Source organism: Cobetia sp. BMC6 (assembly GCF_029991385.1).
In the GTDB taxonomy this organism is placed as follows: Bacteria; Pseudomonadota; Gammaproteobacteria; order Pseudomonadales; family Halomonadaceae; genus Cobetia.
Genome location: NZ_JAKUMF010000006.1, coordinates 151,124 through 170,968, shown reverse-complemented (window position 1 = coordinate 170,968; position 19,845 = coordinate 151,124). Strand labels below are relative to the sequence as shown.

The following is a 19,845-nucleotide window of genomic DNA, read 5'->3' as shown; positions in this document are numbered from 1 at the left end:
CAAACGCTACACCAGGTTATTTTCTGTTAGGATAATGTAAACAAAATATTCTACCCTGTAGTGATAAAGTCACCGACCGCACCCTTTCACGCGCACGGATTGCCCATGTCCTCTCGCTCTCTTTCTACCGTTTTCAAGCGCCCCTTCCCGGGGACACGCACACAGCTGCCCAATGCCGGCACGGGAATGCTGCTTGTCATGCTGGCGATCATGGTGGTCTTGATCGTGGTGCCGCGCCCGCAGCTGTTCAGCTCGATCGGACAGTACCTTGTCCCGCATTCACTGCTGGAAATGGGTGCGATACTGGTCGCAGTGATGTCTGCCGTCTCCATCTTCCAAGGGCACCGTCGGACACTGCCGACCAGCTTTCTGGTCATGGGGTGTGCCTTCATGCTCTCCGCCTTCTTCGACATGGTGCATATCTTCAGCTACGACGGCATGCCTGACTTCGTCAGCGAAGCCTCCGTCAGCAAGGCCATCCACTTCTGGCTGGCAGGACGGACCGCCTTCATCATCGCGCTGCTGGCTCCCTGCCTGCTGACAGCCCGTCCCGTGCCGCGCCGCTATCTGCCCGTGGCCTTTGGCGTGACGCTCGCCATCGGGTTAATGGTGAGCTGGATAGGCCTCTTTCATCTCGACTTCCTGCCAGAGACCTTCATCGTCGGCAGCGGCCTGACCGCCTGGAAGATCGGCTACGAGTGGGCTCTGGCACTGAGCGCTGCGCTGGCCGCGGTACTTCTGCTCGGCGCGCGCCGACTGCCTGAAGGCACCAATGCCGGCTGGCTGGCGGTCGCGGCGCTGGCCACGGGGGTTTCCGAGCTGTGCTTCACGCTCTATGCCTCTGCCTTCGATGCCTTCAATCTGCTCGGCCATCTGTACAAGGTGGTGGCCTACGCGATGATCTATCACGCCATCTATTCATCGCGCATGGTCTACCCCTATCAACAGCTGCAGAAAATGAGTGACGCTCTGAGTGAGGCCGAGCAACGCTGGCAGTTCGCGCTGGAAGGGTCAGGCGCCGGCGTCTGGGACTGGAAGCAGGACACCGATCACGTCTTCTACTCTCCGCAGTGGAAGGCCACGCTCGGCTTCCAGGAACACGAGATCGGCAGCAGCTTCGATGAGTGGAAGTCACGCATCCACCCGGATGACATGCCGCGCACTCTCGACGACCTGAAACAGCACTTTGAAGGCCACAGCGCAGAATATCGCAACGAGCACCGCATGCTGACGCGCAACGGCGAATGGAAGTGGATTCTCGATCAGGGACGCGTGGTGGAACGTGCCGAGGATGGCAGGCCTCTTCGGATGATAGGCACTCACAGCGATATCGACTGGATCAAGGAGCAACAGCAACGCCTGATCAGCAGTCGTGCCCGTCTACGCTCCATCTATCACTCCGCCCCGGTGGGCATCATCGTCGCCGATCGGGATGGCACCATCGCGGATGCCAACTCGGCCATGCATGCCCTGCTGGGCAAGAGTGATGCCGAACTTTTCCAGCAATCGCTGTGGGGGCTGTTCTCACTGGACGAGATCAGTCGCATGAAACGTGCCTGGGGCCAGCTGCAACGCGAGGGTGGCAGCTTTCAGGACGAATACCACATGCAGACCGACACGGGACAGATGTTCTGGGCAGAAGTCACCCTCACGCCGCTGGAGGGCGAAGAGCGCACCCTGGTATTGATCAACAATATCGAGGACCGCCGCCGCGCCATCGAGTTGCTCGAGGAGAACGCGACCCTGTATCAGGAAGTCTTCAGCACCGGCAACGCCATCAAGTTGCTGATCGACCCGGAACTTGCAGAGATCATCGATGCTAACCCGGTCGCCGCCGACTTCTATGGCTACAGCATCGGCGAGATGTGCGGCATGCCACTGGGCCGTATCAACGTGCTGGCCAGCCAGTCGCTCTCCAAGCGCATCCGTGCGGTCGTCAACCGTACCGACAACCACTTCGAGGCCAGCCATCAGCTTGCCAACGGTGAATTGCGTGATGTCGAGATCTTTACCGGCCCGGTGGACCTGAACGGCCGCACTCTTCTGTTCTCCATCGTTCACGACATCACCGATCGCAAGCGTGCCCAGCGCGACCTGCAGGCTGCCAACCTCAAGCTGTCGCGACTCTCCGAGAGCCGCAGCCAGATCCATCACCTCGCGGAATGCCTGCTGACCTGCTCTCAGCTCGATGAGATCACCACTCAGCTCAATGTTCGTCTGCCCAGCCTGTTCGCCGGCTGCGAAGGTAACGTGACCCTGCACGACCCGAATGACATCAATCAGACGATGCATATCAACTGGGGAACACCGCCCACCGACGCTCGTCACCTCAAGCAGACGTTGACGGTCGGGGATGGCCAGGTGGGGGAATTCGTGCTGCTTATCCCGCCGGAAGAGGACAGCCTGGAGCGCCTGCAGCCCTTGGCGGAGGATGTCAGCCACCTGGTGATGCTGGCACTGGCAGACCTGCAGCTGAAGCGAGGTCTGGCACATGAGGCGCGCAAGGACACGCTGACGCGCCTCTTCAACCGCCGCCACCTCGATGAGGTTCTGCCTCAGAAACTGGCCGAGGCCAGCATCGGCAACCCACTGTCCCTGGTAATACTGGATCTCGACCACTTCAAGCAGGTCAACGATACCTACGGGCACGAAATGGGCGATCAGGTCCTCACCCGCCTGGCCAACCTGATACGTGAGTCGCTGCGCAGCTCCGATGAAGCCTGTCGCTACGGCGGTGAAGAGTTCGTGATCCTGATCCCCGGTGCCAGCGCAGCGGTATCACGTGCACGCGTCGAGGCCATTCTCGAAGCCTTCCACGAAGAAGTCTTCGAGCATGAGACACTGGGGCCGCTGACCGGCTTGAGCTTCTCCGCCGGAGTCGCCAACGCGCCGCATGACAGCCAGGCCACCGACGCGCTGTTCAACATGGCCGACAATGCGCTCTATGAGGCGAAACGCGCCGGACGCAAACGCGTGCTGTGCTTCAACTCCCTGCCACCCGCAGCCGACAACCACGCAAGGCAGACCGCCCACTGATCGTGGCTCCCACCGTCCTTCGGACATGACAACGCCGACCTCAAGGGTCGGCGTTGTCGTGTACAGACTTGAGCGGCGCATACTCACCAGCCGCGATCAGGACATCTTCAATCCCAATCGACACGCGTGGTCTTGCAGCCCAGGCAGCGAGCGAAGGTCGCCTGCGCCGGGGTCGCGACCAGTACGCGCGCCGTCTCATCGATATTCTGCCCCATGGCCGCGAAGGGAGCCGACACGACAAAGATGGCAGCACCAACGACGGTCGTAGCCAGCAACAGTGGACGCCCGACAAGGGCATCGGCCACCATCATGCCTGCGCTGGGCGTGTCGTCACCCTGCTCGCTGGGCAGCTCGATGGCCTGCACCGGCGACGCCAGCATCAGCGTCATGCCAGCTGCTGCAAGCCCAGTGCGCAATCGCGTGCTTCGCTGAAGAATCGTGCGTTTCATAGTCAATTCCCTTGCGTCCGGACGCTCCATGCGTCCCTGTTATGGATCTTCCCGCCAGTGAATCTCTCGGCTGGCGCATGGCAGGCCTTGCCATCAAGTCACCAGAACTAGATTAGCGCTCCAGCGCCATTACGCCCAGCCCTGCCAGGCCTTATCCTGATCAACGTCATGGCTCGCCGCCCTCTCCCGGCTGACGTTACCTTCACCCCTTCATTCGGACTCATCATGCCCACCCCCTCCATGAAGACCGCCGCACTGCCTTCAGCCGATCGCCATATGTGGCGCCTGGCCTGGCCCATCATCCTTTCCAACATTTCCGTGCCACTGCTGGGACTGGTGGATACCGCCGTGGTCGGGCATCTCGAGGATGCGGTGTATCTGGGAGCGGTCACGCTGGGCGCGGTTCTCTTCAGTTTTCTCTATTGGGGCTTCGGCTTTCTGCGTATGGGCACGACCGGCATGACGGCACAGGCCCATGGCCGTGAAGACCACGATGGTCTGCGCACCCTGCTGGGCCAGGGCATCGGGCTGGCACTCGCCATCGGACTGGTATTGATCATCGCCGGCTCGCCGCTGATCACCCTGGGGCTATCGCTGATGGAGGCCAGCGAGACCACGCGCGCCCTGGCCCATGACTACGCCAGCATCCGGCTGTGGTCGGCACCGGCCGTGCTGATCAACTACGTGATTCTGGGCTGGTTCCTGGGGCTGGGGAATTCGCGCGTCACGCTTGGCATCCTCGTGCTGACCAATGGCGTCAACATCCTGCTCGACCTGGCCTTCGTGCCCGGCCTTGGCATGACCAGCGATGGCGTGGCGCTGGCCAGCGTCATCGCCGACTACTGTGCGCTGGCCACGGGTCTGTGGCTGGTCGCCCGCCAGCTCAGGCGCATGCCGGGGCGCAGTGATCGCGCAGCGCTGCTGTCTCTGCCCGCCTGGGGCGCGCTGATCCGCGTCAATCAGCATCTGTTCGTGCGCACCCTGTGCCTGCTGGGCGCGACGGCCTATTTCACCTCACAGGGTGCCAGTTTCGGAGATGATGTTCTGGCGGCCAATGCGGTGTTGCTGCAGTTCGTGATGATGACGTCCCATGCACTGGACGGCTTCGCCCAGGCAGCGGAGTCAGAGGTCGGGCGAGCCGTCGGCCAGAACGACTGGCAACGCTTCGCGCGCAGCGTGGGGGCGGCAACCCGCTTCTCCTTGATCACCGCGACAGCGGCCAGCGGCCTGCTCTGGCTCTACGGGCCGGCGTTGATCCACCTGCTGACCGACATTCCCGAGGTACGCGCCCTGGCCACCGTCTATCTGCCCTGGATGGTCGCCATGCCCCTGGTCGCGGTGTGGAGCTACCTGCTGGACGGCATCTTCATCGGTGCCACGGCGACGCGTGAAATGCGCAATACGCTGGTGATATCCCTGCTGGCCTTCATCGGCCTATGGCCGCTGCTCGAAGGCTTCGGCAATCATGGACTGTGGCTGGCCTTCCTGCTGTTCACCAGCGTGCGTTCTGCCGTGCTCGGCGGCTACTACCTGCATCATCGCCGCCATCATTGGCGCTGATGCCATGCCCGTTGGCTGAAGCCTCCAGCAGGTTGATGCAGCGCTGAAAGGCTTGTCGCTGGCATTGGCTTGCCGCTGGCATTGGTGTGCCACTCGACCATCGCGCGATATTCTCCTGGTAGCGAATGGACTAATGTGAGCGTGCCAACCCGTTTCCCATACTGACAAAAAGCCAACAGGGACTCTCACATGCTGCAATCGCTATCACGGCCAGCCGTCAAGCTGGTTGAGCGCTACCTGCCTGACCCCTATATCTTCGTCCTGTTGCTGACTGTCGTTGCAGCAGCAGCCGCCATGCTCATCGAACAGCGCTCCCCCGCTGAGGTGATGCGCTATTGGGGCGATGGTTTCTGGAATCTGCTGACCTTCTCGATGCAGATGCTGCTGGTGTTGATCTCAGGCTTCATGCTCGCCAACACCCCGCCGGTGAAAAAAGGCCTGGCCAGCATCGCCTCGCTGGCCAGAACGCCGGGCAGCGCCATCATGCTGGTCACCTTCGTGTCGCTGATCGCCAGCTGGATCAACTGGGGCTTCGGGCTCGTGATCGGGGCTCTGTTCGCCAAGCAGCTGGCCAGGATGATCAAGGTCGATTACCGCCTGCTGATCGCCAGTGCCTACTCCGGTTTCGTGATCTGGCATGCGGGCATCTCGGGCTCGATTCCGCTGACCATCGCCACCGCGGGCCACTTCACCGAGGAAAACATCGGCATCGTGCCCACCTCGGACACCATCTTCGCCTTCTTCAATATCGCCATCGTCGCGGCGCTCTTGATCATCATGCCGCTGGTCAATCGCGCCATGATGCCCTTCGAGAAGGAAAGCGTGTACGTGGACCCGGCCCTGCTCGAGGAGAAGCACACCGAGATCAGCGACCAGCCTCGTCCCGCCGAGCGTCTCGAGAACTCGCCGATTCTCGCCTGGGTCGTCGGCCTGTTCGGCCTCGCCTGGCTGGTGGATCACTTCGTGGTCCGTGGCGGCGGGCTGAACCTGAACGTGATCAACTTCAGCTTCCTGTTCCTGGCCATCGTGCTGCATGGCACGCCGCGCAAGCTGCTGGACAGCCTGAATGAAGCCATCAAGGGTGGCGCAGGCATCGTCATCCAGTTCCCCTTCTACGCCGGCATCATGGCGATCATGGTGCAGTCGGGACTGGCCGCCACGCTGTCCGAAGGCTTCGTGTCGATTGCCACCGCCGACAGCCTGCCGTTCTGGTCCTTCATCAGTGCCGGTGTCGTCAATCTGTTCGTGCCCTCCGGTGGCGGTCAGTGGGCCGTGCAGGCACCGGTCATGATTCCCGCCGCCCAGGCATTGGGGGCCGACCTGTCACGCGTCGCCATGGCCGTCGCCTGGGGCGATGCCTGGACCAACATGCTGCAGCCCTTCTGGGCATTGCCGGTGCTCGCCATCGCCGGCCTTAAGGCCAAGGACATCATGGGCTTCTGCCTGGTGCAGCTGCTGGTGACCGGCATCATCATCTCGCTGGGTCTGACGCTGCTCTGATACCTGGCTGACGGCGGCGTCAGCCAGCCTTTTCAGCCAGTGATTCAGATAGCCTTACCGATAACCCCGCAAGCTCCTTGCCCCCACAGGCGACTGTGGGGGCAAGGTCGTTTATAGATAGCTGATATGCCGCTCACGGGGTGCCAAGACGTCACGAATCCCGCAGACTAGCCATTATCCCTCTCTGCGCGGCATGCCAGAGCCATTGCTTCACCTGAGAGCCCCTGACAGCTCCCACTCACCTGACAGGCCCGTGCCTGAAGGACGCCCCAATGAGCGAGAACCAGCCAGAACAGACCGCCCTCAACGAAGCTCTGCCCGGCCAGCATCAGTTGATCATGACCGAACTGATGACCCCCGACATGGCCAACTTCAGTGGCAAGGTGCACGGTGGCGCCATCCTCAAGAAGCTGGATGAAGTCGCCTACGCCTGCGCCAGTCGCTACAGCGGCAGCTATGTCGTCACCCTCTCGGTCGACCAGGTGCGCTTCAAGCAGCCGATTCACGTCGGCGAGCTGGTCACCTTCCTGGCCTCGGTCAATCATGTTGGCCGCTCCTCGATGGAGATCGGCATCAAGGTGGTCGCCGAATCCATCCAGGGTCGCCTGATTCGCCATACCAACAGCTGCTATCTGACCATGGTCGCGGTCGATTCCAACGGCCAGCCGGTGCCGGTGCCGCCACTCAACCTGGAAACCCAGGAACAGAAGCTGCGCTTCCACAAGGCCGCCATCCGCAAGAAGCTGCGCAAGCAGGCCGAAGAAGAAGAGAAGCGCCAGGAATCCATCGAGTTCTGAGCGACTCCCGGCAAGCGCTGCGAGCGCAATCCTGACAGTCAGCACAAGATACGGAGTGCACAGCCCCGAGCGGATGGCGATACTGATCGTGAACCTTGCACAGCGAGATGAACGATGACATCAGTGTCCGGCGAAAAGACAGCGGCGGGGATGACGGAACCACCTGCCGCTGGCGACGCTCAAGGGCGCGATGAGGCCATCTGGCAGCGTCTGCTGGCGCGCCAGCCGATCGCCGGGGAGGCGCTGCGCTACGGCGTGATCACCACTGGCATCTTCTGTCGCATCGGCTGCCCATCCCCGGCGCCACGCCGCGACAACCTGCGCCTGTTTGCCGATTGTCACGCGGCGCGAGCCGCGGGCATGCGCGCCTGCCGGCGCTGTCATCCTGAGCAGCCCGACAAGCCTGATCGCCCTCAGGCCGACAAGCAGAACCGCCACCCCGTCAGGGCCACGCCTGGAGCACCGACGATGCCGGAATCGAACGCCCCACTTTCACGCGCCTCCACTGCCGCCCGCTCGACACCTGCGAATACTGACTCAACCCCCGCCATGCCCTGGCCACTGGCGGTGTGTCGGCAGCTGGAGCAGGCCGTCGCCGCAGGCGAGCCCACTCCGTCACTCGCAAGCCTGGCGGCGGAGCACGGGATAAGCGCCTCGCATCTTCAGCGCCGCTTCACGGCACTGCTGGGCCTGTCACCTTCCGAGTACTCGGCGGGTCTGCGCCAGATGCAGTTCCATGCGCTGCTGGAGGAGGGCCATGGCGTGACCGAGGCGATCATCGCCGCCGGCTATCGCTCCAGCAGCCGTGCCTATGCACGCAGGGACGGCATCACGCCCAGCGCCCGCCGCTCCGGCGGCCAGGGAGAAGACCTGCTGGCATTGCATTGGCCGTGTCGCTTCGGGATACCGGAACAGTCCTGCTGGCTGAGCGCAGGACTCAGCGCGCGTGGCGTGGTCGTCATTCAGCTCAGCGACAGTCGTGAGGCGGGTCAGCAGGCGCTGGAAGCACGCTTACCCAAGGCCAGTTGGCAGCAGATGGAGACAGAGACAGACGAGCAGGACGGCAGCGCTCACACGGCCAGTCGTCTGCTGCATGCCTCACTGGGGGCACGGTTGTTGGCCCTGTGTGAGCAACCGGAGACCAGCCATGCACTGCTGCTTGAACTGCCGCTGGATGTTCGTGGCACCGCCTTTCAATTGCGCGTCTGGCAGCAGCTCAACGCTACCGTGAGTGGCGATACCCTGACCTATCGCCAGCTGGCCGAGGCGCTCGAGCGGCCGACCGCCAACCGCGCCGTCGCCAATGCCTGTGGTGCCAACCCGCTGGCTCTGCTGACGCCTTGTCATCGTGTGGTACGCGGTGATGGCGGGCTCGGCGGCTATCGCTGGGGCGTGCCGCTCAAGCAGGCCAGATTGGCGCAGGAGTCCGGCGACCGCCGGGAGTGAGAGCGGCGAAGCGCTAGAGCGTCATGGGACGCAGCGCAGGCGGCGCCTGCAGCTGCTCGCGCAAGATTTCCAGCGCGTGGGTCAGCGCCTCACGGCTCTCGGCGGCGCTCAGGCACAGCCGGATGGCCTGCGGTGGCGGCTCATTGCCGACACAGAAGGGCTCGGCGCTGGTGACGTGCACACCCCGCTCGGCCAACGACGCGACCATCGCCTGACTGCGCTGCCCTTCGGGCAGCTCGAGCCACAGGTCAAACGAGGACGGCCGCGCCGCCGGCGACCACTCCGCCAGCAGCGTGCGGGCCAGTTTCTGGCGCGCGCGCATCTCCTCCGTCTGCCACTCCACCAGCTGTGTCGCGTTGCCGCTGGTCAACCAGGCGCAGACCGTCTCCATCAACAGTGGCGCCACCATCCAGCTGTGGCTGCGCAGCACTGCGCCGATGCGGGTCAGCACCTCCACCGGCGCCCGCAATACGCCCAGGCGCAGGCCCCCGGCCAGCAACTTGGAGGTACTGAAGACATACAGGGTGCGCTCCGGCGCCATCTGATAGAGCCGCGTGCCGCACTCCTCGTCGGGCAGATATTGTACCCCGTCTTCCAGAATCCAGAAGTCATGCTGGCGCGCGAGGGCGACGAGGGCCTCGCGCCGTGCATGAGACAACTGCGCCGCGCCCGGATTGTTCTGCTCGGCCATCACATAGACCATTCTGGGCGCCTGCTGACGGCACAGCCGCGCCAGCGCCTCGACATCCATGCCGTCCTCGTCCAGCGGCACCCGCAACAGCTTGAGGCCACGTTCGGCGCTGGCGACGATCAGCCCGGGATAGGTCAGCGCGCCGGTGACCACGGCATCCCCGGGCGCCAGCAGCGCCGACAATGCCAGCGTGATGCCATTCTGGCCGCCCTGGGTCAGCATCAGCTCCTCGGGGTCGACCGGCATGCCGAGCTCACCCATCCAGCTCGCCAGCAACTGCCGGTGGCTGCCGTCCCCGAATTCATTCTGATACTCGACACTGCGCAGCAAGGCCTCGGGTGACTGGCTGATCGCGGCCAGCGCCGCCGCCATTCCCTGCTGCCGCGCGGGGTGAGGCGGTGGCAGGCTCATGGTGAGATCGATCACGCCGGCCGCTGCCGACAGCACGCCCTCCTGTTCTGACGCCAATCCATAGGCCTTTCTGACACGCAAGGCATGCCCGAAGCTGCTGGAGGATCCATGCGCGCTCCGGGTGGCGCCGTTGATGTAGGTGCCGCTCCCGACACGCGCCGATACCAGGCCACTCCGCTCGGCCTCGGCGTAGCCTCGCGTCACCGTGCCGATGGTCACGCCCAGCGCATCCGCCAGCCGCCGTTGAGGAGGCAGTCGCTCGCCTTCCTTGAGCTGGCCTGAGGCGATATCGAGGCGGATGGCCTCCGCCAGCGCACGGTAGCGCGGCATGGCGGGGTCCAGGGTCGGAATCCACATTGTCATGGTGACAAAAAACCTGTTGACGGTAATTGTCATCAGATTATGCTCAAAACATGCCGCCAACAAGCCATAAAACACGGGAATGTGCCGGCACTTGCAAATTGAATCCATACAATCAGATATGCTACCTCGACAACGCCCACCACGCTGAAGGACACCCATGGAATCCCTCGCCTTTCTGGCCCCCGCCACGCTTTTCATGCTGTCGATGACCCTGACACCCGGCCCCAACAACGTGATGTTGACGGCCTCGGGGGCCAACTATGGTTACTGGCGCACCCTGCCGCATATCTTTGGCATCCTGATCGGCTGCCTGGTGCTGTTCATCGCCATCGCGCTGGGGCTGGGGCTGGTCTTCGAGCGTTATCCCATCGTGCAGACGCTGCTGAAGGTGCTGGGCAGTGCCTACTTGCTCTACCTGGCCTGGAAGATCGCCACCGCCCCGCCCCCTGACTTCGCCAGCCAGCAGGATGCACGCCCGATGACCTTTCTCGCGGCCTGCCTGTTCCAGTTCGCCAACCCCAAGGCCTGGGTGATGGGCATGGCGCTGATGGCGAGCTTTCTGCCCGAGGAAGGCCCGGCACTGCTCAACGCCGTATTGCTGGCAGGCTTCGCGGAACTGGTCGCGCTGCCGTGCATCTCGCTGTGGGCGGGCTTCGGGACCGCCATCGGGCGCCTGCTGAATACCGAACGCGCCTGGAAGATCTTCAATCGCGTGATGGGCGTACTGACCGCTTCCTGCGTGGTGATGATCCTCGGCTGATCCACAGCCTGCGTCTGGAGCACGCGAATGACATCGAAGCGTCGAACACTGTTCGAATGATCACTGTTCATGCAGGCGAGGTTGGTTAGACTGTCGAGACGCCAATTCCACGCTCGCACAGGACGCTCCCTGCATGCTGACACTCTACGGTGATCGCCGCTCCGGCAACTGCTACAAGGTCGAGCTGCTGCTGCACCTGCTCGAACGCCATCATCACTACATCGAGGTCGACATTCTGGCCGGCGACACCCGCACGCCGGAATTCCTGACCCGCAACGTCAATGGCAAGATTCCGCTGCTGGAGCTGCATCGCGGCGAGACGCTGTCAGAGTCGAACGCCATCCTGAATTATCTCGCCGATGGCAGCGACTACCTGCCGAGTGACCCCCTCCTGCGCGCCAAGGTGCTGCAGTGGCAGTTCTTCGAGCAGTACAGCCATGAGCCGTACATCGCCACCGCCCGCTTCATCAACCGCTACCTCGGCCTCCCCGACGAGCGCCGCGCCGAGTACGCCGCCAAGCAGGAGGGCGGCAAGCGCGCCCTGCGCGTGATGGAGCACCATCTCGCCGAGCATGACTGGCTGGTCGGGGAGCGATTCACGATCGCCGACATTTCCCTTTATGCTTATACGCATGTTGCCGATGAAGGCGGCTTCGCGCTGGATGACTACCCCGCCATTCAGGCGTGGCTGGCACGTGTCGCGGCGCAGCCGAGACATTTCGATATCCCGCGGGACTGATAGGATATGGCATCCCCGACGACCGCCGTTTGCCAGGACACACGATGCCAACCTTGACCTATCGCCCGATGACACCGGAAGACCACCCTGCCTTCATCGCCATGATGGAGACGACCCCGGGAGTGGTCATCCGCGATGCCGACCGCCATGCCCCTGTCGCCCGCTATCTGGCGCGCAACCCCGGCATGAGCCACCTGGCCTTTCTCGATGAGCGCCTGGTCGGCTGCGCCATGGCGGGCCATGACGGCAAGCGCGGCTATCTTCAGCATGTGATGACGGCGCCGGACATGCGTGGCCAGGGCATCGCCAGCACGCTGGTCGACTGCTGCCTGGCGGCCTTGGCCAGCGAAGGCATCGACAAGGTGCATCTGGATACCCTGCACGACAACCATGACGCCCATCGCTTCTGGGAGCGCCTTGGCTGGACCAACCGCAATGCCGAGATCGTGCGCTTCTCGCGCATTCTGGTGGACAACCCCAACGCCTGAGACAGCCGCCTTCCATCCCGACGACCGCTGAGCAAGCCCGACGACCGCTGAGCAAGGAGCTCTACCGTGCAATTTCTCGAAAATGACGACCTCGGCAAGCTGATACTGCGCCTGATGCTGGGCCTGCTGTTGCTGTTTCATGGCCTCTCGAAATTGCTTGGTGATGGCGGCACGCTGAGCTGGATCGCCGGCGAGCTCGAGAATCTTGGCATCCCGGGCGTGGTGGCCTATGGCGTCTACATCGGCGAGATCATCGCGCCCATCATGCTGGTGCTCGGCGTGCACTCGCGCATCGCCGGACTGATCGTGGTCGCCAACATGCTGTTCGCCTTTGCCGTGGCGCACATGGGCCAGCTGTTGAACCTATCACCCTCCGGCGGCTGGGCGCTGGAGCTGCAAGGCTTCTTCCTCGCCAGCGCCCTGGCCATCGTCTTTCTCGGCAGCGGCCGCTACGCGGTACAGGAGGACTGATGGCCGACGTCGTCACCGCCAGCACCTATTGCGAGAATGCTCCTAAGCACCCGATTCATGGCCCATATCATGATCATGAATACGGCTTTCCGGTCAGCGATGATCGGGTGCTGTTCGAACGCTTCGTGCTCGAGATCAATCAGGCCGGCCTCTCCTGGCTGACAGTGCTCAAGAAGCGTCCGGCCTTCCGCGAGGCCTTCGAGGATTACGACATCGCGCGCATCGCCGCCTATGGGGACGAGGATCGCGCGCGCCTGCTCAGCAATGCGGGCATCATTCGCAACCGGCTCAAGATCAATGCCGTGATCCACAACGCAGGCGTGGTGATGCAGCTCAAGGACTCCCACGGCAGTTTCAGCGGCTGGCTGGATGCCCACCATCCTCAACCGCTATCAGCCTGGATCAAGCTGTTCAAGAAGACCTTCCGCTTCACCGGCCCCGAGATCGTCAACGAGCTGCTGATGAGCTGCGGCTATCTGCCCGGCTGTCATCGTGATGACTGCCCGGTGCAGGCGCGCGTGCTGGATGCCGGCCCGCGCTGGGCCGAGCCGGGCGCCCTGGCGGCGATCCGCTCAGATGACTGACGCCTGCTCTCACGCCTCCCGCTCTCTTCTTCCTCACAGGTAGCCCACGCATGGACTCCCTTACCCAGATCTGCCTAGGGGCCGTCGTTGGCGGCGCCGTCATGACGCCGGCCATTCGCCGCCTGCCCAGCCCGAAACGCGGCGCGGCCATCCGCCATGCGCTGCTCGGCGGTGCGGCGCTCGGCACCCTGCCCGACCTCGACGTGATGATCGACTACGGCGACGCGGTCGCCAATTACACCCATCACCGTGGCTTCAGCCATTCCCTGCCGATATTGGCGCTTCTGGGCATCGTGCTCGGCTGGCTGCTGGCTCGCCTGCCACGTCTGGCGAATCTTGGCCGTGGTCGGCTGATCGCCTACTGCGTGCTATGCCTGGTCACCCACCCGCTGCTGGACAGCTTCACCACCTACGGCACCCAGCTGCTGTGGCCGTGGCCCAGTCGGCCCATCAGTCTGGCCAGCGTCTTCATCATCGACCCGCTCTACACCCTGCCATTGCTGATCACCGGCTTGTGGGTGGCGATTCGTGGTCGTGCCGGGCGCCTTCTGACCGCGGGCCTCATGCTCTCGAGCCTCTATCTGGGCTGGGGGCTGGCCGCCAAGAGCTGGGTCGAACATCGCGTGGCGCCGCTGCTGGCCAGCCAGGGCTTCGCCGACGCCCCGCGCATGGTGCAGCCGACTCCCTTCAACAGCCTGCTGTGGCGTGTCAGCGCGACCACGCCGCAGGCAGATCACGAATGGATGGTCAGCGTGTTCGACTCCGACGCGCAGCTGGCGTCTCTCGCACGCCGCGATTTTCCGCGCCATCCGACGCTGGATGCCGAGGTCGCGAAGCTGGAGGACGGCCAGCGCCTGCGCTGGTTCGCGGCGCCCTATCTGCGCGCGAGCCGCGAGCGGACCCCAGAGGGTGAGACGCTGCTGGCAGTGACCGATACACGCCTGGGCTCGCCCGGCTATCACCCCTTCCGCTTTGCCCTCGCACGTCAGAGTGCCCCGGGGGGATGGCAAGAGCTCGAGGACAGCCAACGCCTGCCCAGCCGACCTGTCGATCGCACCGCCCTGCAAAGCCTCTGGCAGGCCATCCACGACCCGCAGACGCGCATGCAACCGAGTCAGCGCACCGTCTCTGCCACGCCCTCCAGCCTCTCGGCCGAGACAAGATAAAGCGCCACTGATGAAGACCCGAGATACGACAACGCCCGCCATGGTAGCCATGGCGGGCGTTGTCGTATCAGTGCTGCAAAGACGATCAGCCGAGGTACTTGATCATCACCCCCGCGGCAACCGCCGAGCCGATCACACCGGCCACGTTCGGCCCCATGGCATGCATCAGCAGGAAGTTATGCGGGTTGTACTCGAGCCCGACCTTGTTGGAGACACGTGCCGCCATCGGCACCGCCGAGACACCGGCCGACCCGATCAGCGGATTGATCGGTGTCTTGGAGACCTTGTTCATCAGCTTGGCCATCAGTACCCCGCAGGCCGTGCCGATGCCGAAGGCCACCACGCCGAGGGCCAGAATGCCCAGTGTCTCCACCGCCAGGAACTTGTCGGCCTGCAGCTTGGAGCCCACCGACAGCCCCAGGAAGATGGTGGTGATGTTGATCAGTGCGTTCTGGGCGGTATCCGACAGACGCTCCACCACACCACACTCGCGCATCAAGTTACCGAAACAGAACATGCCCAGCAGCGGTGCGGCGTCCGGCAGCAGCATCGCCACCATGATCAGCAGCACCAGCGGGAAGAGGATCTTCTCGGTCTTGGACACCGGCCGCAGCTGGGTCATGACCAGGCTGCGTTCCTTGGCGGTGGTCAGTGCGCGCATGATCGGCGGCTGGATCATCGGCACCAGTGCCATGTAGGAGTAGGACGCCACGGCGATCGCGCCCAGCAGCTCCGGCGCCAGCAGACTGGCGACATAGATGGAGGTCGGGCCGTCCGCACCGCCGATGATGCCGATGGCCGCCGACTGCTGCAGGCTGAAGTCCATCAGGCCCATCGAGGTCATCGCCACCGCGCCCAGCAGGGTCGCGAAGATACCGAACTGCGCCGCCGCGCCGAGGAACAGGGTCTTGGGATTGGCCAGCAGCGGGCCGAAGTCCGTCATCGCGCCCACGCCCATGAAGATCACCAGCGGCGCGATGCCGGAGGCGATCGCCACGCTGTAGAAGCTGTAGAGCATGCCGTTGGAGAAGCCGCCATCCAGCGCCATGTTGCTGGCCTGTTGCTTGAGCGCGGCCGGGATCTCACCATGCAGCGCCTGCTCCACCGCGTGGCGCGCCTCATCCAGCGGCAGGCTGGCGATATTGACGTTGAGCAGATTGGCCATCGAAGCCAACAGCTCCGGCTTGCCGAGATGGGCCGCCTGCTCGGCGGCAGACAGCGCCAGCCCGGCTTCCGGGATGTTGGCCAGAATGCCGCCGAAACCGATCGGCACCAGCAGCAGGGGTTCGAAGTTCTTGCGGATCGCCAGATAAAGCAGGCCAAGGCCGATGACGATCATCGCCAGCTGGCCGAAGCTCATGTTGTAGAGCCCCGAGCCGTGCCAGAGGTTGAGTATCTTGTCCATGTCGTGTCGCCTTGCAGAGGAGCATCACCGACCGGCCCACCGTGCATGACGATGGGCCGGACATACCGGCTCAGAGGGTGATCAGAACGTCGCCGACACTGACACTGTCGCCTTCCTTGACCTTCACTGCGGAGACGGTGCCGGCCTGGTGGGCACGGATCTCGGTCTCCATCTTCATCGCCTCGAGGATGATGACCACATCCCCTTCGGCCACGCTGTCACCGGCACTGACATTGACCTTGAAGATGTTGCCCGCCAGCGGCGCACTCACCGGCTCACCGGAGGCGGCCTGTGCGGCAGGTGCCGCCGTGGCTGCCGGAGCAGGTGCCGTTGGCGTGCTGGCCTGCACCTGGGTGATGTCTCCGCCTTCGGCGACCTCGACCACATACTGCTTGCCGTTGACGTTCAGGGTGTAGGTCTGCGGGCCGCTCGACGCGGCTTGAGCACTGGCGGCCGGCGCGCTTGCAGCCTTGGGCGCCTTGTCATCGACAGCCTGCGGGGCAGGCTCGAAGGCATCCGGGTTGCCACGGTTGCGCAGGAACTTGAGGCCGATCTGCGGGAACAGCGCGTAGGTCAGCACGTCATCGGTCTCGCGCTCGCCACCTTCCAGCGTAATGCCTTCTTCGCTGGCCTTGCCCTTGAGCTCCTCACGCAGCTGCTCCATCTCCGGCGCCAGGTTGTCTGCCGGGCGGCAGGTGATCGGCTCGGCGCCTTCCAGCACGCGGGACTGAAGCTCACTGTCGAAGGGCGCCGGTGCCGCGCCATATTCGCCCTTGAGCAGCGCCTGGACTTCCTTGGAGATCGACTTGTAACGCTCGCCCATCATCACGTTCATCACCGACTGGGTGCCGACGATCTGTGAGGTCGGCGTCACCAGCGGGATATAGCCCAGGTCCTTGCGCACCCGCGGAATCTCGGCGAGTACGTCATCCAGCTTGTCACCGGCGCCCTGCTCCTTGAGCTGGCTTTCCATGTTGGTGAGCATGCCGCCCGGCACCTGCGCGACCAGGATGCGCGAGTCGATACCGCGCAGGCTGCCTTCGAAGGCCGCGTATTTCTTGCGCACTTCGCGGAAATAGCCGGCGATATCCTCGAGCTTCTCGAGATCGAGTCCGGTATCGCGCTCGGTCCCCGCCAGCATCGCGACAACGGATTCCGTCGGGCTGTGGCCGTAGGTCATCGACATGGAGGAGATGGAGGTATCGACGTTGTCGATGCCTGCCTCGATGGCCTTGAGGGCCGTGGCGGTGGAAAGCCCGGTGGTGGCGTGGCACTGCATGTGGATCGGGATCGACAGGCTCGCCTTGAGGCGCGAGACCAGCTCAAAGGCGGTGTACGGCGTCAGCAGGCCCGCCATGTCCTTGATCGCCAGTGACTGGGCGCCCATGGACTCGATCTTCTGTGCCAGTTCGACCCACATCTCCAGGGTGTGCACCGGGCTCACGGTGTAGGAGATGGTGCCCTGGGCATGCTTGCCCTGATCCAGCACCGCCTTGAGCGGACGCTCGAGGTTGCGCGGATCATTCATGGCATCGAAGACACGGAAGACATCGACACCGCTGGTCGCGGCACGCTTGACGAAGGTATCCACCACATCATCGGCGTAATGACGATAGCCGAGCAGGTTCTGGGCGCGCAGCAGCATCTGCTGCTGGGTCTTGGGCATCGCTTCCTTGAGGGCACGAATGCGTGACCAGGGGTCTTCGCCCAGGTAGCGAATGCAGGCGTCGAAGGTCGCGCCACCCCAGCTCTCCAGCGACCAGAAGCCGATATCGTCCAGCTTGGCGGCGATCGGCAGCATGTCATCGAGACGCATGCGCGTGGCCAGCAGTGACTGATGCGCGTCGCGCAGTACCACATCCGTGATGCCCAGCGGTTGCTTGTCCATGAGTGATCCCTTGTTCTTTATATTGTGGATATCGAGTTCTGCGCGCGCTGCAGGCAGCCTGTTGCATCAGCCTGCAACACGGAATATTGCACTCGGGGGGAGGTCTACCCACCGTACTGCTCGTGATAGAATCGCCGCCTGCTACTCTTGGCAGTGGTCAGACGCTCGGCAGAGCCCAGATGCTATCGGCGAAGCCGCGAAAGCGTCAGTGCCTGCTCTGGTCCTGCCGGAAGCGGTGAATCGCCGCGGCCATGACGACCGTCAGTTCTCTGTCGTCCTCTGCCGCAGGGGCCGGGGCAGCCGGCGCCCGCGCAGCACCTGGCGCAGCGGGCACTGGTGCAGGCGCAAAGCGATCCACCAGCCTGGCCATCGCCATCATGGCGACCACCAGCAGACTTAGAAACACGAACACGAACCCCATCCCGAACACCATCAGGTTCAAGCCTTCACCGAGCAGATCATTCTCTTGCATGCCAGTGTCCTCGAGTCTTTCTCGTTATCGAGCCGCACTACGGCGCAGCGCCTGCGCTGAACGCCAATGCCTTCGGTCACGCCGGACACGGCACGACGGATAGGCTCCGCCGCCGATAGCCTCTGTCGGTATGCCCATGCAGCTGCATTCAATGCTTGTTGGTCGCTCTAAAGTGCCTGATTCCACGGCAATTGCAATGACACCATCGTTGACCCCACAGGCCCTCGCGCGGGCCGGCCGCATCGGCATCGCGCCGATGGAAGGCGTGATAGATGACATCACCCGCGAATGTCTCACTGGCCTTGGCGGCTACGACTGGTGCGTGACGGAATTCGTGCGCGTGACCCACGTCAAGTTACCGCCGCGCGTCTTCAAGCGCATCTGTCCCGAGCTGCTCGACGCCTCCCCGACACAGACAGCCCGTACACGACACGCGACCCCGGTCGCCCTGCAGCTGCTGGGGGCCGATCCCGAGGCACTGGGCATCAATGCGCGCGTCGCGGCGCGCCTGGGCGCCCCAAGCGTCGATATCAATTTCGGCTGCCCGGCCAAGACCGTCAATCGACATGATGGTGGCGCGGCGCTGCTGCGCTCGCCGGAACGCGTCTTCCGCGCGGTGGAAGGCGTGCGCAAGGCACTCGAGGGCACGGGCGTACCGGTCACCGCCAAGATTCGTCTCGGCTTCAATGATCGGCGCCTGGCACTGGCCTGCGCTCAGGCGGCAGAGGCAGGCGGTGCGACTCAGCTGGTGGTGCATGGCCGCACCAAACAGGAAGGCTATCGCCCACCGGCGCACTGGGAATGGATCGGCAAGATCACCTCCGAGCTCTCCATTCCGGTGGTCGCCAATGGCGATATCTGGGATATGCACTGCTACTGGCGGGCGCGCTCCCTGTCCGGCTGTCGCGATGTCATGCTGGGTCGGGCCGCCCTGGCCGACCCCTTCCTGGCGGCACGCATCAAGCATTGGCAGGCGACCGGCGAGCTGCTGCCCGAGACGGACTGGACACAGCGTGCGCAGGTGCTGCTCTCTCATGCTGAGCGCTGCGCTCACCTTCCCGACAAGGTGATGGTGCCGCTGCTCAAGCAGTGGATGAACATGATGCGTCAGAGCGGCAACGCAGAAGCCGAAAGCCGTTTCCAAGCCATCAAGCGTCACAAGGGGCGCGCCGAGTTCTTCACCGGCCTGGTGGCCGGCACTGCGCTGGAGCTGGCGCCGAGTCTTCTCACCTCAGTGACTCGCATGCCGGAACCGGCTCAGGCACCGGAATCTCCTCAGGCATCGGAATCGCCCCAGGCATCGCAAATGGAAGCCGTGAACGCCCCAGTCTGAGCCTGAACTGAAACCTGAACCTGAACCTGAACATCAGCACCGGCCAACACCCGATCCGGCTGCTGCCCCGATCAGTGAACCAAAAAAAGGGCGCCCCTCGCGAAAAGGGCGCCCTGGCGATCGTCCGCCCGAAGGCGTGACATCACAGTCAAGGAAAGTGGTAGAACAACAAGATCGTCGGCAATGCGGGGATCGGGGTGTGCAGGCGGCGATCACTCGGCACTGATCCTGCCTCATAACCTTGCTTGAGAACCTGGCCTCAAAGCCTGGCGTCTTTCATTGCCTG

Annotated in this window: 17 protein-coding genes; 12 read left to right on the top strand and 5 right to left on the bottom strand. The window is 63.7% G+C overall.

What is annotated here, in order from left to right; translation table 11 throughout:
* Positions 1-105: 105 nt before the first annotated feature.
* Positions 106-3,036 carry an MASE3 domain-containing protein gene (locus tag MKZ40_RS12675; RefSeq protein ID WP_175089616.1) on the top strand — a complete coding sequence of 977 codons (2,931 nt, stop codon included), beginning with the start codon at positions 106-108 and terminating at the stop codon, positions 3,034-3,036.
* Between the two features lie 107 nt (positions 3,037-3,143).
* Here the strand turns inward: MKZ40_RS12675 and MKZ40_RS12670 are convergent, their stop codons facing one another.
* Positions 3,144-3,425: a hypothetical protein gene (locus MKZ40_RS12670; RefSeq protein WP_254627084.1), complete on the bottom strand. Its 282-nt coding sequence runs from the start codon at positions 3,423-3,425 to the stop codon at positions 3,144-3,146.
* Positions 3,426-3,710: 285 nt separating this feature from the next.
* On the opposite strand from MKZ40_RS12670, the gene MKZ40_RS12665 reads away from it, so the two are divergent.
* From MKZ40_RS12665 to MKZ40_RS12650, 4 genes are all read left to right on the top strand, one after another.
* Entirely contained in the window at positions 3,711-5,045 is a 1,335-nt protein-coding gene (locus tag MKZ40_RS12665) for an MATE family efflux transporter (RefSeq protein ID WP_254627085.1), read from the top strand.
* A gap of 189 nt (positions 5,046-5,234) precedes the next feature.
* Positions 5,235-6,545, top strand: coding sequence for a short-chain fatty acid transporter (locus MKZ40_RS12660; protein ID WP_175089618.1), 1,311 nt, complete (start codon positions 5,235-5,237; stop codon positions 6,543-6,545).
* Between the two features lie 272 nt (positions 6,546-6,817).
* Positions 6,818-7,342 (top strand): acyl-CoA thioesterase, encoded by a 525-nt coding sequence (locus MKZ40_RS12655; protein ID WP_043332919.1) that lies wholly within the window; start codon positions 6,818-6,820, stop codon positions 7,340-7,342.
* A gap of 150 nt (positions 7,343-7,492) precedes the next feature.
* Positions 7,493-8,788, top strand: a complete 1,296-nt coding sequence (locus tag MKZ40_RS12650; protein ID WP_175089619.1) for a methylated-DNA--[protein]-cysteine S-methyltransferase — start codon at positions 7,493-7,495, stop codon at positions 8,786-8,788.
* Between the two features lie 13 nt (positions 8,789-8,801).
* Here MKZ40_RS12650 and MKZ40_RS12645 read toward each other — a convergent pair whose 3' ends face one another.
* Entirely contained in the window at positions 8,802-10,253 is a 1,452-nt protein-coding gene (locus tag MKZ40_RS12645) for a PLP-dependent aminotransferase family protein (RefSeq protein WP_175089620.1), read from the bottom strand.
* A 157-nt stretch (positions 10,254-10,410) separates the two neighbouring features.
* On the opposite strand from MKZ40_RS12645, the gene MKZ40_RS12640 reads away from it, so the two are divergent.
* From MKZ40_RS12640 to MKZ40_RS12615, 6 genes are all read left to right on the top strand, one after another.
* Complete coding sequence (locus MKZ40_RS12640) at positions 10,411-11,013, top strand: LysE family translocator (RefSeq protein WP_043332923.1); 603 nt, start codon at positions 10,411-10,413, stop codon at positions 11,011-11,013.
* Positions 11,014-11,146: 133 nt separating this feature from the next.
* Positions 11,147-11,752, top strand: coding sequence for a glutathione S-transferase family protein (locus MKZ40_RS12635; protein WP_175089621.1), 606 nt, complete (start codon positions 11,147-11,149; stop codon positions 11,750-11,752).
* 44 nt (positions 11,753-11,796) lie between these two features.
* Positions 11,797-12,240: a GNAT family N-acetyltransferase gene (locus tag MKZ40_RS12630; protein ID WP_175089622.1), complete on the top strand. Its 444-nt coding sequence runs from the start codon at positions 11,797-11,799 to the stop codon at positions 12,238-12,240.
* A 66-nt stretch (positions 12,241-12,306) separates the two neighbouring features.
* Entirely contained in the window at positions 12,307-12,711 is a 405-nt protein-coding gene (locus MKZ40_RS12625) for a DoxX family protein (RefSeq protein ID WP_282627915.1), read from the top strand.
* On the top strand, positions 12,711-13,295 hold the full coding sequence (locus tag MKZ40_RS12620; protein WP_175089623.1) for a DNA-3-methyladenine glycosylase I: 585 nt from the start codon (positions 12,711-12,713) through the stop codon (positions 13,293-13,295). Before MKZ40_RS12625 ends, MKZ40_RS12620 begins: the two co-directional genes overlap by 1 nt.
* Before the next feature lie 50 nt (positions 13,296-13,345).
* Positions 13,346-14,461, top strand: a complete 1,116-nt coding sequence (locus MKZ40_RS12615) for a metal-dependent hydrolase (protein ID WP_175089624.1) — start codon at positions 13,346-13,348, stop codon at positions 14,459-14,461.
* Positions 14,462-14,546: 85 nt separating this feature from the next.
* Here the strand turns inward: MKZ40_RS12615 and MKZ40_RS12610 are convergent, their stop codons facing one another.
* From MKZ40_RS12610 to MKZ40_RS12600, 3 genes are all read right to left on the bottom strand, one after another.
* Complete coding sequence (locus tag MKZ40_RS12610) at positions 14,547-15,866, bottom strand: sodium ion-translocating decarboxylase subunit beta (RefSeq protein ID WP_131432760.1); 1,320 nt, start codon at positions 15,864-15,866, stop codon at positions 14,547-14,549.
* Positions 15,867-15,936: 70 nt separating this feature from the next.
* Positions 15,937-17,754 (bottom strand): sodium-extruding oxaloacetate decarboxylase subunit alpha, encoded by a 1,818-nt coding sequence (gene oadA, locus MKZ40_RS12605; RefSeq protein WP_175089625.1) that lies wholly within the window; start codon positions 17,752-17,754, stop codon positions 15,937-15,939.
* Between the two features lie 205 nt (positions 17,755-17,959).
* The gene (locus MKZ40_RS12600; protein ID WP_175089626.1) at positions 17,960-18,226 is read right to left on the bottom strand and encodes an OadG family transporter subunit; all 267 of its coding nucleotides are present in this window, start codon (positions 18,224-18,226) and stop codon (positions 17,960-17,962) included.
* Positions 18,227-18,482: 256 nt separating this feature from the next.
* Between MKZ40_RS12600 and MKZ40_RS12595 the strand changes: the two genes are divergently transcribed.
* Complete coding sequence (locus MKZ40_RS12595; RefSeq protein ID WP_175089718.1) at positions 18,483-19,559, top strand: tRNA-dihydrouridine synthase family protein; 1,077 nt, start codon at positions 18,483-18,485, stop codon at positions 19,557-19,559.
* Positions 19,560-19,845: the final 286 nt, after the last annotated feature.